Genomic DNA, 14,116 nt, shown 5'->3' on the forward strand with positions numbered 1-14,116 from the left:
CTCAGCGATCGCCGCGTAACCGGAGCGCTTCGGAGCGCCTCCGCTGGCACCTCGGGCAGAAGTGCGTTGCCCGCCCGCCGAGCACGATGCGTTTCATGGGCGTACCGCACCGGTGGCACGGCTCCCCTGTCCGCCCGTAGGCGTGCAGCGAGTGCGCGAAGTAGCCCGCCTGGCCGTTCACGTTCACGTATTGGGCGTCGAAGCTGGTGCCGCCCTCCGCCAGCGCCTGCGCGAACACGTCGCGCAGCGACGCGAGCAGGAGCGCCCGCTTCCCCGTACTGAGCGCGACGCCGGGCGTCAACGGGTGCACGCGGGCGCGCCACAGAGCCTCGTCTGCGTAGATGTTGCCGACGCCGCTCAGCAGCGTCTGGTCGAGCAGTGCCGCCTTCACCGGGGTGCGGCGCTCCCCCAGCACGCGCACGAACCGGGCGTCGTCGAAGTGCGGGTCGAGCGGGTCCCTGGCGATGTGGGTGGCTTGGGCCGGAATCAGGTCCGGGCCATCCGAGACGAGGCCGTCGATCGCGAGGGATCCGAAGAGCCGCTGATCCGCGAAGTCGACGCGCAGTTCTCCGTGCACGGGGTGCTCGATCCAGAGTCGCGCTCGCACGTGCCGGTCGTCCGGCGCCTCGTGGGCGCGGAGCAGCAGCTGGCCGCTCATCCCGAGGTGCACGAGCAACGCTTCGCCCGTGCCGCCGACGGCGAACGGCACCCACATGAACTTTCCGCGCCGCCGCGGGGCGGCGAGCGTCGCACCGGTCAGACGGCGCTCGAAGTCGACTCGACGGCGCGCCCCCTCATCGGCGGTGAGGGTGACGCCGTGACTCGACTCGAGGTGCCGCTTCAGCGCACGCGGGTCACGCACATCGACCGCGACGACGCGTGCGCCGTCGACCGCCGGCGCGATCCCCGCGCGGACGACCTCGACCTCGGGAAGCTCGGGCACCGGTGCCTACCGCTGCGCGCGGGTGAGCTGCTCCGCCGCATCGCGGGCTGCAAGCAGTTCGGCCGCCTTCTTGCTCGTCGCCGTCCCCGTGCCCCGCGCACCTGCGACCTCGACGACCGCCGTGTAGCGGCGGTCGTGATCCGGACCCTCGCCGGTGACGTCGTACGTCGGATGCGGGTGTCCGCGCTTCGCGGCCTCCGTCTGCAGCACCGTCTTCGGGTCGAGCGCGATCGTGAAGCGCGTCGGGTCCTCGAGCAGCGGTGCGATCAGGTCGAGGACGAACTGGTCAGCCGTCGCCGGGTCCGTCGAGAGGAAGACCGCACCGATGAGCGCCTCGACGGTGTCCGCGAGGATCGAGTCCTTGTCGCGACCGCCGGTCCGCTTCTCGCCCTTGCCGAGACGCAGCCACCGGCCGAGACCGATGCCCCGCGCGATCTCCGCGAGCGCGACCGTCGAGACCAGCGCCGCACGGCGTCGCGCGAGTTCCCCCTCGGGCAGCTCGGGATACTCCCGGAAGAGCCACACCGTGACCGCTTGGCCCAGAATGGAGTCGCCGAGAAACTCGAGGCGCTCGTTGTGGGGAGCACTGTCGTGCTCGGCCGCCCAGGACCGGTGGGTCAGGGCGAGCTGCAGCAGCTCAGGGTCGATCGCGACGCCGAACGCATCAAGAAAGCCGCCGGTGCCGCCCTGGGGCGACTCCGACGGCTCTCCGTGCTCGGTACGCGGGATCGACGTGTCGTTCCCGTTCACCTCCGCGCCTTACGCGTCGGCGACCTTGCGGCCCTTGTACTCGAGGAACAGAGGGGTGCCCGCCTGATCCTCGACCACGCGTGCGCGGTGGGGAAGACTGTAGACGGTCTTGCCGTTCTCGACGGTCTTCACGAGCTTGGGGGCCTGAGCCTTCCACGCCGAACGACGGGTACGAGTGTTCGAGCGCGACATCTTCCGCTTGGGAACAGCCATGGTGTTCTCTTTCCTAGTTGCTTGCAGACTCGGGATCGCCCGAGCCAGGTCCATTTTCAGCCCTGAACTGAGCCAGCGCCGCCCACCGCGGATCCACATCCGCTTCAGGCACCGCCGCAGCCTCGGCATCACGCAGCTCACCGGACTCGGGGTCGAGCCCCGGGCAGTCCGGGCGACACACAGGCTGGAACGGCAGTGCGAGCACTACCGCGTCTCTGAGCGGGGGTTCAAGATCCACGTGATCACCGTGAACCCCATACTCATCGGCCTCCGTAGGAGTATACGCGAAAAGCTCCTGAAACTCGACATTGAACGGCGCGTCGAACTCGGTGAGGCAGCGCCCGCACTCGGCGTGCATGGTGGTCGCCACGTCAGCAGAGACGAGGATCCCCTCGTGCACCGACTCCAGGCGCACCGCGAGGTCCATCTGCTGCCCGGCGGGGACGGAGGCGAGCGCCTCCCCCAACTGCTCGGGTACGACGAGCTGACGCTCGCGCTCGCGCATCTCGCCTGGGCGGTTGATGAGGTCGCGCACGTTCTCTCGGTAGACACTGGGTGAAGTCACCGGAACATCCTAACGGGGATCGGCGGGCTCGGCATCCTCTACGCGGGACGCGCGGCGGCGAGGAACCTCGCGACGGCCGGCGGAACGTAGTCGCTCACGTCTCCGCCCATGGAGGAGACCTGGCGCACCAGTGTGCTCGACACGTGAGCGTGCGCGGGGTCGGGCAGCATGAACACGGTCTCGACGTCGGCGAGGCTGCGGTTCATGAGCACCATCGGGGTCTCGTAGGCCACATCGATCTGCGAGCGGATACCCTTCACGAGCACGTTGGCACCGACCTCGGTGCAGTAGTCGACCAGGAGCCCTACCGACCACGACGCGACCGTGATGTTGCCACCCATCGACGGGTCTTCCGCAATCGACTTTTCGATGAGGTTCATCCGCTCGGAGATGGGGAGCATCGCATTCTTGCCCGGATTGTGAACGACGAGCACGTGCACCTCGTCGAAGACGGTGGCTGCCCGGCGGATGACATCGAGATGGCCGAGAGTGACCGGGTCGAAGGAACCGGGAACGACTGCGATCCTGCTCATGCGTCCAGCCTAGAAGAGAATGTCTATGCAGATCCTGCGAACGCGCCGCCGCGGGAAACCATTTTTCGCGGATTCGCCCAGGTAGTTGGTTGCCTCAGGACTTCGCGAGATTCTCGAGGTGCCCGGTCTCCAGCTCGCGCGCGAGCATGCGGCGCAGCCCCGGTGCGTGCTCGAGCTCAGGGTCTGCCTCGAGCACGCCGGCCGCGACCTCGCGCGCGTGTTCGATGAGCTCACCGTGCTCCGCGACGCGGAGGAGACGCAGAGTGGACCTCCCACCTGACTGCTCGGTGCCCAGAATGTTGCCCTCCCTACGCTGCTCGAGGTCGATCTCGGCGAGCGCGAATCCGTCGGTCGTCGCGGCGACGGCGTCCACGCGCGACCGGGCCGGGGTGCCCTCGGCAGCGCGGGTGACGAGCAGACAGAGGCCGGCGTGTTCACCGCGGCCCACCCGACCGCGGAGCTGATGCAGCTGCGATATGCCGAAGCGGTCGGCATCGAGCACGATCATGGTGGAGGCGTTCGGCACGTTGACGCCGACCTCGATCACGGTGGTCGCGACGAGGATCTGCACTGCGCCCGCAACGAAGGCTCGCATCACGGAGTCTTTCGCGTCGCCCTTCATCGCACCGGTGAGCGCGGCAACACTGATGTCGGCGAACTCGGGTCGCGAACGCAACCACGCGACCGTCTCCTCGACGTTCACCATGGGCGGTTTCGCGTCGTCCTTCTCCGTCTCGTCGCTCGGTGCCGCCTCAGCCTGCCCCGCTTCCGCCTCGTTCGGCGCGATCGCCGGACACACGATGTAGACCTGCCGTCCGGCAGCCACTTCCTCGAGCGTGCGCGTCCAGACGCGCGCGAACCGGGCAGGCATCTCGAGCTGCGGCACCGTGAAGCTCTCGATCCCCAGGCGTCCTGGCGGCAGCTCGCGGATCGTCGTCACCTCGAGGTCGCCGAAGGCGGTGAGCGCGACGGTACGCGGGATGGGCGTCGCCGTCATGGCGAGCACGTGAGGCTGGGCCCCTTTTCGCCTGAGTGTTTCGCGCTGCTCGACACCAAATCGGTGCTGCTCGTCGACGATCACCAGGCCGAGATCGTAGAACGTCACGCCGTCGCTCAGCAGCGCGTGCGTGCCGACCGCGATGCGCGAGTTGCCCGAGGCCAGAGAGAGCAGCGCGCGCTGGCGCTCGGAGGCGGGCATGCTGCCAGTGACGAGCACCGGGTTCAGCTCGGATGCAAGCTGCGGGCCCAGCGAGTCGACGATCGAGCGGTAGTGCTGCGAGGCGAGCACCTCGGTCGGTGCGAGCAGCGCGCTCTGCCCTCCGCCTTCGGCGACCTGGAGCATGGCTCGCAGCGCGACGATCGTCTTGCCCGATCCGACTTCGCCCTGGAGCAGGCGGTGCATGGGGTGCGGTTCGGCGAGCTCGAGTTCGATCCGATCCCCTGCCGCGCGCTGATCGCCCGTCAGGTCGAACGGCAGCCCGGCGTCGAACCGGTCGCGCAGCCCGCCCTCGCGCGGAGGCCTCGGCTCACTCGGCTCGATGCCCGCCCGGCGCCGCCGGTCGAGCAGCGCCAGCTGCAGATCGAACGCTTCGCGGAAGCGCATGCTGTCGCGCGCCCTCTGCCAGTCAGCGGTGCGTTCGGGGCGGTGAATCTGCTCGAGTGCCGCGGTGAGTTCGAGCACGTCCTCCGATGCGCGCAGGGCGGGCGGCAGCGGATCCTCGACCTGCGACAGAAGCTCGAGCGCGATGCCCACCGCCTTCTCGATCGACCAGCTCGGCATCGTCGCGGTCGCCGGATAGATAGGGATCGGCCGGTCCGCCCAGGCCTTCGCCGCCGACTCTTTGAGTTCGAGCGACTTCTCCCAGGTGATCTCTTCCGACGGTGCCGGTGAGCCGTCGACTCCGTCGCTCCCCCCGCCGCCGGGACGGTCGTCGAAGAGCTGGTAGTCGGGGTGCTGCAATTGGAGGTTTCCGCGGTACTCGCTGACCTTGCCGGAGAAGATGCCCTGTTTGCCCGCGAAGAGCTGGGATGCACGCCAGGCTTGGTTGAAGAACGTCAGGCTGAGGCTGCCCTGTCCGTCAGTGATGCGAACCTCGAGGATATTGCCTCTCCGTTTCTGCATCGTACGCTCGCGAACGTCGATGACCTGCGCCATCACCGTGACGTGCTCCCCCACCGGAAGCCCGGTCAGCGGTGTCAGCTCCCCGCGATTCGAGTATCGCCGAGGAAAGTGCCAGAGCAGGTCTCGGACGGAGCGCATCTCGAACGCCTTCTCGAGCGCCTTCGCCGTCTTCCCGCCGACAACGGCCGTGAGGTCGAGGTCGAGCGGATCGCTCACCGAGGCCTGGGGCTGCGGACGGGTCATAAGAACAACAGTAGTGTCCCTGAGACTAGAACCCTCGTTCATCGAAGACGCTTACGAGCTATCAGAAGCGTTGTGCACGTGGGCAAAATGTCTCACGCCTCGGGTTTGACCTCGCTCCCTTCGACTCTGCCGACCCGAGCTGAGGGAGCAAGGGATAGCGCGTGCACAGCTGACATAGCGAAGGGTTCGCCCTCGAGGTCAGCCACGTAACGATCAGGGGTGCCTTCTACGTCGAGTAGTTTCACTCCTGCGCGATTGCAGATTGAGGCAAGGTGGTCCGCAAAGTGATTCTCATTGAACTGACCGTAGCTCGTCAGGAGGAATCTCGACTGCTTTCGAGTGTCCTTGAGAGATACCCCCGTCCCTGCAGCTAAAATCTCCAAATATCGAGCCGCTGCGGTCCTTGGCTTGCCATACATCGGAAAATCGTGAGCGGATATGCCGGGCATACTATTTAGTTCGCAAATGTTTACTTCCTGATCCGAGGCAGGGAGGGTGTAATCCTCAAGAAGGATATCTACGCCGACGAGTTCAATCGACGGCAACGTTTGCTTCGCTCGGACAGCAATAGCCTTAAGCGAAGGGTGTGTTTCGTCAGTGATCTCGATGTTGTCTCCGCCGGAACTGAGATTCGCCGCGCTTCTTAGATAGATCTTCTCACCTGCTGATGGGACGTACTCGAGGGTCAAACCTGAGCGTTTCAAGTGGTTTAGCACCAACGCGTCTTTCTTGATGGGCCGCGTCGCAAGATGTGGATTGGTGCCCCGGATCTCATTTTTGCTGTCAATGAGCTCGTCCAATGAGGAACGTCCATCACCCATCACGTTAGCCGCGTCTCGACGCCAGACACCGATCACCTCTTCACCAGCCACTAGGAATCGATAGTCCTCACCGCCGACGTGCTTTTCAATAAGGAAGCCCATCGGGGAATCGACTCCTTTAATCGCGAGTCGCAGTTCCTCCTCGCTGGTTATATTCGCAGTCACCCCTTTTCCTCCTTGCCCATTCAGTGGCTTGACAACCACGGGCCAACCATGCAATTCCACAAACCGCATGGCAGATTTGGTTCCCTTGTGAGGCATTCTGAGTGCGGGAGCAGTGGGAACTCCCGCGAAACGCATCATACTTTTGGCAATCGCCTTATCTCTACAAGCCCGATTTCCGACAATCGACGTGAGTGTACTCATCGCACCGTAGAAGCTAAGGCTCTTGCCTCCGTCATCCACTGCAGTAAACATTGATCGACTAAAGCGCCTCGACGATAGTCCAAACGAGAGGGAAGCTCCTTCAAGGTTCGCACTCTCCGTCGAGCGAGAGAGAAGCAAGAGCGGGTGATTGCCGTAGTTATTCGCTGTCATTCTTCGTCTTTCTCTTGGAAGTTTCCGATCGTTCGGGACCGGAATCGCTCTGACCTCGCCGTGAAGTCAAATAGATCTTCAGGGGTATTGAACCCCGCAGTCAACCCGTCCAATCGTTCGAAATCTTGCGCTATCGTCTTCCCTCCGAACGGAAGCCCGGCAGCAGACTGGTACAGCTGCCATCCAATGCACGAGTCAATCTCTCCCGCGAGAAAGAGTTCGCGCACCCTCGTGAGATGGGTCAAGAACTGCTCTCTGCATCTCGACTGCACCGCCACGATAGATCGATCGTCACCGAAGAACTGCAGGCCCGGCCGTTTCGAAGCGACGATTCTCTCGATGGCGCCATCGGAGTAGAACGTATCGCCGTAGAGGAAGCACACGTGCTCGGTGACGAGCTCCGGGACAAAACGATCGATCTCGAGACTGTCTCGGTGCGGTCGGTGCCGGCGCGCGCCCTCGGTATCGTAGCGCGGATCTCCTGACGAAATGAACACTTCCGCTGTCGGATCGGCTGCCTTCACTTGCCGAACAATCCGTCTCAGCAAGGTTTCCCCGTCGAAAGTGATGAGATGCTTCGGAATCCCAAGGTGACCGCCCCAGCGCATGCCTTTGCCGTTCGCCATCACCACATATCGGTTGCCGCTCATCGGATCACCCCGTGCGCGCGGTAGAAGTCGCCCAGCTCACCGCGTCCCTGGGCACCCCAGATCTGGATGATGTTGACGCCAGAGGAGGTATTGGCCTCGATAATGTACGGGCCGTCCTCGGCGATCAGGATGTCCCAAGCGATGAACTGCAGGTACGGGAACGCCCGAGCGACGTCCATGACCTGAGTTTTGACTGTCGTCCATTCGGGTACCCGACTTCCGAGAATCGGCGTCCCCGAGTCGGGGTGCATCGTGTGCGATTCGTTCGACCATAGAGTGCGGGCTTCAGTCAACACACCGGAGTCTAGATCGATCTTGGCAACGAGGCCCCCACGGCTCCCATTGTCCACCGGCACGGTCTCGGCAGTCCCGATCCGCATAACGGCAAAGAAGATCTTCAACTCACCGCTGTGCGGGTCCCGGAGAGTGATGAGACGAACGGTATTGCTGGTATCCGGATAGAGCCGCGCGATGTCTGGGTGCTGCTCGATCCCCTCGGAGAGGAACCACCCATCCTCCTCGGTTAGGAGCTCCCGGATCGACTCCGCCGAAACCTGACGACGATCCAGCTGAAATGCCCCGAGCTCAGCATCGAGTCGATGAACCCCCTTGCCCCGGCCGGAGCCCAGCGGCTTCAGGAACAGTGTTCCCTCTTGCTGCAAGGTCTCGAGCACCTCGTCGATCGCGCGAAGGGCGTCGGGCCGCTCAAGGGACTTCACTCGCCCCTTGTTCTTCACATAGAAAATACGCGGCACTTTGATGTGATGCTGCAGAATCTCGTTGCAGACGATTTTGTTGTTGAGCATCGAGTCGAATGGCTCGTTGATCCACCGCGACCGGTACCAGTCGAACTCCGAGAGGTACGTTCCTCTCGGCTGACGCTTGAGATCGTAGAGCGCAACCTGATCGGCGACGTAGCCACCGAAACACGCGAACCTGAGACGTGTAAACAACGACACACCAAACCGGTTCGGTGCGAGAAGGATACGGGTGATCCAGAGGTATGCGAGCTTCGCTCGCTTGAGGTTACGTTTGATCAGCGGGAGCACAGTCCCCCCTCGTCGAAAATGTGGTTCGCAAGATCCGAGGTTGATTGACCAGGGTTCTCGAAGATGAACTTCGACTTGTACCGCTGCAGCGCTTCCACCGGGTACTCACCCTCGAGCGCCCTCCCGAGTTCAACCGCATCTGAAAAGACGCACTCCGGCATCTCCTGGGGAAGATCGATGTTGATTCCTCCGCTACTCGCGAAATACTCCTCGGCATCGTAATGAAAGTAGAAGGTCTTGACGTCAATGAGCGCCGCTTCCAACGCAATCGAGGAGTAATCGGTGATGACATAGTCCGCCACCGTAAGCATTTCAAGAGAGTTAAACCCTGAGCATTTGAAGTGCGGAATGTTCGGCATCGCGAGATCGTCGTCCTTGTGCCGCTTGATCACGAGATTAAAGCGATCAGTGTCGATCACTTCCGCCAGCATCCGCGCGCCGGGCACGTTCGCTTGGTGCCTGCGAAAAGTGGGCGTGTACAGCACTATCGGTTTCTTCATCACCTCTGGGTACTTCTTGGCTACCATTGCAGCGATTCGCTCGCGACTATTCAGCAGGTAGTCCGCGCGAGGCAATCCGATGTTGAGAATCTGATCATCGCTCACATTGAATGCTGCGCGATACTCGGGATTCCAAACTTTCGCGCCTGCGACGACATAGTCGTAGCCAGCATGCATGCGCATCGATCGAGCAGCCAAAGTCGAGCGGCCTTGCTCGGTATCCAAAGCCTGAAAACCAGTTCGCTTGATTTTGCCAAGCGAGTGCCAGATCTGAAAGACGACGAGCGACTTCTTGTGATTCAGAATTGACACCGCTGGCCAATAGGAATCTAAAACGCACACCTTTGAGGTGGCGAGCTCGTACAGGCTTCGCAGTAGTGAAGGAATGAATCGCCAGGAATCACGTGTTCCTCCCTCGAACTGCTTAGAGATCACAACCACTTCTACTCGAGAGTCGCGTCGTTTCAACTCAGCGATCAAGAGACGAAAGTCCAGAGGGACGCGATCGACGTGTCGCCCGAGAAACACAACCTTATTCGGGTTCACGAGAGTGACCCGTTTGAGCAACCAGTACACGACTGCCATGAGTGTTTTTGCGGTGTGGATCTTTACCCAGCTGAGTATCATGCGGTGCGGTCCGGGAGCTTGATGAGCGAACGCGGAGGCTTCACGTCATAGCCGTACAATCGCTTCTTCTGCTCGAGCTTGAACAGGAGATAGTCGACTGTCGCGGGGGTCAGGCGATCGATGCGCGGATAGTCGGGGAAGCGGTTGATCTCCGGCAGCTTGATACCGTTCTCGGTGATCGCAACGTCGAAGCCGAGGTACTCGAGCTGCGGAAGCGACTCGGCAATTGCGAGCACCTGCTGCTTGGCGCGTTCCCACTCCGGGATGACGCCCTCAATAAGTACCCCCGTATCGGGGTGCACACGACAGGCCTCGACGCGACCTTTCTCCAGCCACTGTGCGTTGCCGAACTCACCGGTCTCGGGGTCGATTTCCGCAAGCATTCCACCGGCGGCGGTGTTGTCGACGAAGCCCGATTTCAGGGAACCCACTCGAAGATATGCGTTCCCGATCTCCGGCGTGACACCATCCTTCTTGAAAACGATCATGCGAATGGTGTTCACGGAGTGCGGATACATCTTCGCGATCTCCGGATGCATCTCGATGAACTCCGTGATCAGGTACTGGTTCTCCGGATTGCTGAGGATCGCAAGTACGCTCTCCTCCGTCGCCGGTTCACCATTCAGCGAGTACGATCCGGACTCGTACGTCAGGCGGTAGAAGCCTTCCCCGTGCGAACCCTCGTCGGGTTTCAGCGCGAGTGTCCCGAGTTCGCGTGCCAGACGGAGGATCTCGGGGAAAGACGGCTCGAATCCGTCAGGGCAGTCCATCATCGGGACCACATGATTCACTCCCCCCTGCTGGCTCGTGTAGAAGTAGTAGGCCGGCAGGCACTCGTTGAACTCGGCGGCGACATACTTGATGCTGATCTTGTCTTCGAGCCAGTACTTGTATTTCTTATTGATGTGGCGAAGCCAGCGATACTCGAAATCCGAGATGAACTGCGTGCGATTCTCCGGCGTGATCCCGTACTGGGGGATACGGTAAGAGAGGAAGCCATTCCGGTACGCCCACAGCTTGGTTTGCAAGGAAATGCCGTTTCGCTGCATCAGGTCACGCCGCATGTCTCCGAGCCATCGCACTGACTGATACGGGACCAGCCCCTCGGGATACAGTGCCGCAGCGAACTGCTTGCGGGCCTTCAGCTTTGCATTGCGCAACCACTTCGCGGAACGGACCGTCCGCTGGTGCGTCCTCTCACGCTTCCGGTCGATCCGTTCGCGCAAGAAGGCGGTCGTCGTCCGCGAGAAGGGGAAGTGCGCGCTGTATGGAGGCATCGCCGAGATACCCGTAATGCAGATGGCTTCGGTTCCCGGAGAGACGGCGAACTCGACAAACTCGAGCTGCGGAGTGAACCGGCACATCTCGACCAGCCGTTCGACGGTCTCCGACCAGTTCGGAATCACGCCCGCGATCCGCTCGCCGGTCGCCGGGTGCTTCGCATACCGTACCAGGCGCCCGTCCACGATGGCTCGGGCTCCGCGAAAAGAACCGTCCCGAAGGCTCACACGGCAGACGAACGATACTCGCTCGAGCTCTTCCAACCGGTCGTCTTCGTCCTCGATCGTATCCTCACTCTCAACGCGGATGTCATCGGCATCGGCCTCGCTCCGTGGTCCCCCGATATCCTCGCGGTGCTCCGCCCGAGCCAGTTCTGCCTCAGCCTCCGAAACACCGTCGATGCTCAGAGTCGACGTGTGCACACTTTGCGGCCCGCCTCGTTTCAGGATCCCGCGCGGAATCTCTTCGGTAAAGATCAGCGTCGCCTCCGCCGCGCGGGGATCCGTGCCGTCGGGGTTGATCATCGTGATCCGGAGATCAGTCTTCGCCAAGTCCGAAAGACCTTCGAGGCTTTCAGCGCGGACCGGCTCGATGAGCACGTAGAACTGGTCTCGAACACGATAGGTCAAGAGCTTCTCGAACTCGTCGCGAGAGTAGCTCGCATCACCAACGGTGAACTCACCCTCTGAGTACCCGATTTCGAGATGGGTGCCACCACTCCATGCTGACGAAACCAGCGTCAGTGGCGAATGCTCCTCGATGAACGCTGCGATCCCGTCGACGGATGCAGGGAAGGCCTTCGCCTCATCGCTCAGAGGAATGATCTGGAGCTCTTTGTCCCGACGCAACACATGGAAGTGCGTGGGCTCGAACGACTCCTGGAAGGGTTCGAACACCGTGTGCGCGGAGATCCGGTCACGCACCCACTTGCCGTACTTTCCGTTAAGAGGATGAACGAAGCTGTAATCACGTTCTGAAACAAAGCTGTCGACGTTGTCCGAGTCGATCCGGAAGTTCTCAACCGTGGCGGGAAGGAACCCCCAACGATGTGCTTGTTCGCGCTTCTCCCCAGAAAATCGGTCGTCCCGGCGTTTATCCTCTTCGAGGCGTCTCACCCAGGAACGTGCCATGCGCCCGGTGAAGCCCGCCGACCGGAGGTGGAATGAGCGGGATCGACGTCGGAGTCGCCGACGCCGTCGATCGAGTTGCTGGAACGCGGTCGGCTGGGACTTCTGCAGCTCCTCAACTTTCTTCCGCCGTTCACTCAGTTGCACCCGCAAGAACTCATTCGCCGCCTGGCTGAAGAGACGGCCCTTCGGATAACGCGGGTGCATAGAAAAGTCAACGACGACAAACCCTCCTTCTCCGGTGAGAGCAACATCGACAACGATGAAGCGGAAACGGAGGTGGTCGGCGCTCAGCATGCGCTCGACCTCGCCGACACACTCCGCGAGGCCGCTGAAGCGCTCGATCTCGAGTTCGATCTCCTCGACAACCGCGAAGCGCTGCTCACCGAACCTCAAACGTTGACGTCGTTTCTCCCATCCACGTCGAACGGAGCGGGACGCGCGGGCATCGTGAACTTCACTGAGAGTTGGCGTGGCAGGTCGCCAGCTATCGTCGATCGCCAGCTCAGCGTCGAGGACCCGTGCTTCCGCCCCATCTGCGGACTTGCCGACATACATGCGCACCACCGCATCATTCGCTCCGACGAGTGAACCGGTGTACTCCGGTGCGACGCTGTGAGCAGCGAGCACGCATCGCCTTCGTGTGGTCATATCGGCCAGCATGCCGAGCACGGCCTCGTTCGTGGTCGGCCAACCGTCGACAGTGAACTCTTGGCCATCCCACTTCACCACGCGGCCGACACCACGGTCCCAGCGCAGCGGGACAACGCTGACGGAGCCTTCGCGCCGAATGAGGTCGAGCAGACCCGACGCCGCCGCGGGTAGGTCACTGGGATAGTCCCGGAACCGCACGATATCGAACCCACGTGGGCCTGTGAAGACCGAGCAGAACTGTCGCGGCGTCCGAGCAATCAGTCCGGGGATCGCACGGTTCGCGATCACCCGGTTGAGCAGCCAGCTTCGTCTGGTATTGATCGGCGAGATGAACCTGAAGTCACGCTGCGAGATGACTTCTTCTCCGTCCAGCTGTCGCACGAGCGTGTAGGTCTGACGAGTGAACCCCGCCGTATGCGCGGCCCCACACTCCGTTCCGCGCTGATCGGTCGAGCGGCGATCCCGCAGCACCTCGCGCGTCCAGAGTCGGGCAGCTCGCTTCGTGAACCCCTCGCTGATGAGCGGGCGTGAAACCACCCCGATTATTGCCTTCTTGGCGCGGTTCTGTAACTCTCGTGCGATACCCAACGTACGATTCCCGATTACCGGCTGTCCTCGCGCCTTCCCGGAAGCATCCACTGAAGATGGGCGCGATCGTCGAGGAGTAGTACACGCGGGGCCATGAATCTCGCACTTTCGTCGGGGAACAAAAGGAGAGCCATTCGCAGCGATCTCCCAGGCAATACGGCACAAGTGTACCCGAACGCACGCCCCGATTACGACCTTGGCTCAGTCCCAGTCGCCACCCCATGCACGAGGTGTTCTCGCAGTGCCCGATACGCTCGAGACATGACAAGAATCATCGCCGGCCACGCGGGTTCGCTGCGCATCGATGTGCCGAAGTCCGGGACGCGCCCCACAAGCGACCGGGTACGCGAAGCGATCTTCTCAACGCTTGCGTCGAGGGACCTCATCGTTGATGCGCGCGTGCTCGATCTCTACGCCGGGTCTGGCGCGCTGGGTCTCGAAGCGGCCAGCCGCGGAGCAGCCTCGGTCACGCTCGTGGAGCGGCACCCTCCCGCCGCGCAGGTCGCATCCCGCAACGCGGCGATCGTACTCGGTGCGTTCAAGAGCGTCACCGCAAAGAGCGAGGTTGTTCCCCAGATCTCCGTCGAACGTCAAGCGGTTCAGACGTTTCTCGACTCCGCGAAGCAAGAATCGCGGTGGGATGTCGTAATGCTCGATCCTCCGTACGACCTCGATGATGAGACCCTGGGGACGAACCTCGCCGCGCTCGTACCGCTACTCGCCGAGGACGCAGCAGTGATGGTCGAGCGCAGCAACCGCTCCCCTGAGCCGACTTGGCCCGAAGGACTCGTCCGAGTGCGCGAAAAACGATACGGAGAAACCACTCTGTGGTGGGCCGAGCCTTCCACCCCGGCCTGAAAGAGAGCAAAGAAGCCTTCACTACGGCCGCACAGCCGATGTACGGACCCCGGAC

12 protein-coding genes are annotated in these 14,116 nt (G+C 62.3%); 1 reads left to right on the plus strand and 11 read right to left on the minus strand.

Features of this window, described 5'->3' with window-relative positions:
• Position 1 precedes the first annotated feature (1 nt).
• The 11 genes from mutM to K8P10_RS08865 all read right to left on the minus strand — a co-directional run bounded on the left by mutM (position 2) and on the right by K8P10_RS08865 (position 13,368).
• Positions 2-943 (minus strand): bifunctional DNA-formamidopyrimidine glycosylase/DNA-(apurinic or apyrimidinic site) lyase, encoded by a 942-nt coding sequence (gene mutM, locus K8P10_RS08815; protein ID WP_224778563.1) that lies wholly within the window; start codon positions 941-943, stop codon positions 2-4.
• A 6-nt stretch (positions 944-949) separates the two neighbouring features.
• On the minus strand, positions 950-1,591 hold the full coding sequence (gene rnc / locus K8P10_RS08820; RefSeq protein WP_224781254.1) for a ribonuclease III: 642 nt from the start codon (positions 1,589-1,591) through the stop codon (positions 950-952).
• A 111-nt stretch (positions 1,592-1,702) separates the two neighbouring features.
• Positions 1,703-1,906, minus strand: coding sequence for a 50S ribosomal protein L32 (gene rpmF / locus K8P10_RS08825; protein WP_208238454.1), 204 nt, complete (start codon positions 1,904-1,906; stop codon positions 1,703-1,705).
• 13 nt (positions 1,907-1,919) lie between these two features.
• Positions 1,920-2,471, minus strand: a complete 552-nt coding sequence (locus tag K8P10_RS08830) for a DUF177 domain-containing protein (protein WP_224778564.1) — start codon at positions 2,469-2,471, stop codon at positions 1,920-1,922.
• Positions 2,472-2,509: 38 nt separating this feature from the next.
• The gene (gene coaD / locus K8P10_RS08835) at positions 2,510-3,004 is read right to left on the minus strand and encodes a pantetheine-phosphate adenylyltransferase (RefSeq protein ID WP_224778565.1); all 495 of its coding nucleotides are present in this window, start codon (positions 3,002-3,004) and stop codon (positions 2,510-2,512) included.
• A gap of 94 nt (positions 3,005-3,098) precedes the next feature.
• Positions 3,099-5,369: an ATP-dependent DNA helicase RecG gene (locus tag K8P10_RS08840; RefSeq protein WP_224778566.1), complete on the minus strand. Its 2,271-nt coding sequence runs from the start codon at positions 5,367-5,369 to the stop codon at positions 3,099-3,101.
• A 92-nt stretch (positions 5,370-5,461) separates the two neighbouring features.
• The gene (locus tag K8P10_RS08845) at positions 5,462-6,727 is read right to left on the minus strand and encodes a hypothetical protein (RefSeq protein WP_370631835.1); all 1,266 of its coding nucleotides are present in this window, start codon (positions 6,725-6,727) and stop codon (positions 5,462-5,464) included.
• A complete protein-coding gene (locus K8P10_RS08850; protein WP_224778567.1) occupies positions 6,724-7,377 on the minus strand; it encodes an NTP transferase domain-containing protein in 654 nt (217 codons plus the stop codon). The genes K8P10_RS08845 and K8P10_RS08850 overlap by 4 nt, the downstream gene beginning before the upstream one ends.
• Positions 7,374-8,426: a sugar-transfer associated ATP-grasp domain-containing protein gene (locus K8P10_RS08855; RefSeq protein WP_224778568.1), complete on the minus strand. Its 1,053-nt coding sequence runs from the start codon at positions 8,424-8,426 to the stop codon at positions 7,374-7,376. The genes K8P10_RS08850 and K8P10_RS08855 overlap by 4 nt, the downstream gene beginning before the upstream one ends.
• Positions 8,414-9,553 (minus strand): CDP-glycerol glycerophosphotransferase family protein, encoded by a 1,140-nt coding sequence (locus K8P10_RS08860; protein ID WP_370631836.1) that lies wholly within the window; start codon positions 9,551-9,553, stop codon positions 8,414-8,416. Before K8P10_RS08860 ends, K8P10_RS08855 begins: the two co-directional genes overlap by 13 nt.
• Complete coding sequence (locus K8P10_RS08865) at positions 9,550-13,368, minus strand: sugar-transfer associated ATP-grasp domain-containing protein (RefSeq protein WP_224778570.1); 3,819 nt, start codon at positions 13,366-13,368, stop codon at positions 9,550-9,552. The genes K8P10_RS08860 and K8P10_RS08865 overlap by 4 nt, the downstream gene beginning before the upstream one ends.
• A gap of 96 nt (positions 13,369-13,464) precedes the next feature.
• On the opposite strand from K8P10_RS08865, the gene rsmD reads away from it, so the two are divergent.
• Positions 13,465-14,061, plus strand: a complete 597-nt coding sequence (rsmD, locus tag K8P10_RS08870) for a 16S rRNA (guanine(966)-N(2))-methyltransferase RsmD (RefSeq protein ID WP_224778571.1) — start codon at positions 13,465-13,467, stop codon at positions 14,059-14,061.
• The last annotated feature ends 55 nt before the right edge of the window (positions 14,062-14,116 follow it).

This window comes from Leucobacter sp. Psy1 (assembly GCF_020096995.1).
Lineage (GTDB): Bacteria > Actinomycetota > Actinomycetes > Actinomycetales > Microbacteriaceae > Leucobacter.

Excerpts from the sequence above, each read along its gene's own strand:
- K8P10_RS08860 (WP_370631836.1), bottom strand. The coding sequence starts at position 9,553 with ATGATACTCAGCTGGGTAAAGATCCACACCGCAAAAACACTCATGGCA.
- K8P10_RS08845 (WP_370631835.1), bottom strand. The coding sequence starts at position 6,727 with ATGACAGCGAATAACTACGGCAATCACCCGCTCTTGCTTCTCTCTCGC.
- coaD (WP_224778565.1), bottom strand. The coding sequence starts at position 3,004 with ATGAGCAGGATCGCAGTCGTTCCCGGTTCCTTCGACCCGGTCACTCTC.
- rpmF (WP_208238454.1), bottom strand. The coding sequence starts at position 1,906 with ATGGCTGTTCCCAAGCGGAAGATGTCGCGCTCGAACACTCGTACCCGT.
- rsmD (WP_224778571.1), top strand. The coding sequence starts at position 13,465 with ATGACAAGAATCATCGCCGGCCACGCGGGTTCGCTGCGCATCGATGTG.
- K8P10_RS08850 (WP_224778567.1), bottom strand. The coding sequence starts at position 7,377 with ATGAGCGGCAACCGATATGTGGTGATGGCGAACGGCAAAGGCATGCGC.
- K8P10_RS08840 (WP_224778566.1), bottom strand. The coding sequence starts at position 5,369 with ATGACCCGTCCGCAGCCCCAGGCCTCGGTGAGCGATCCGCTCGACCTC.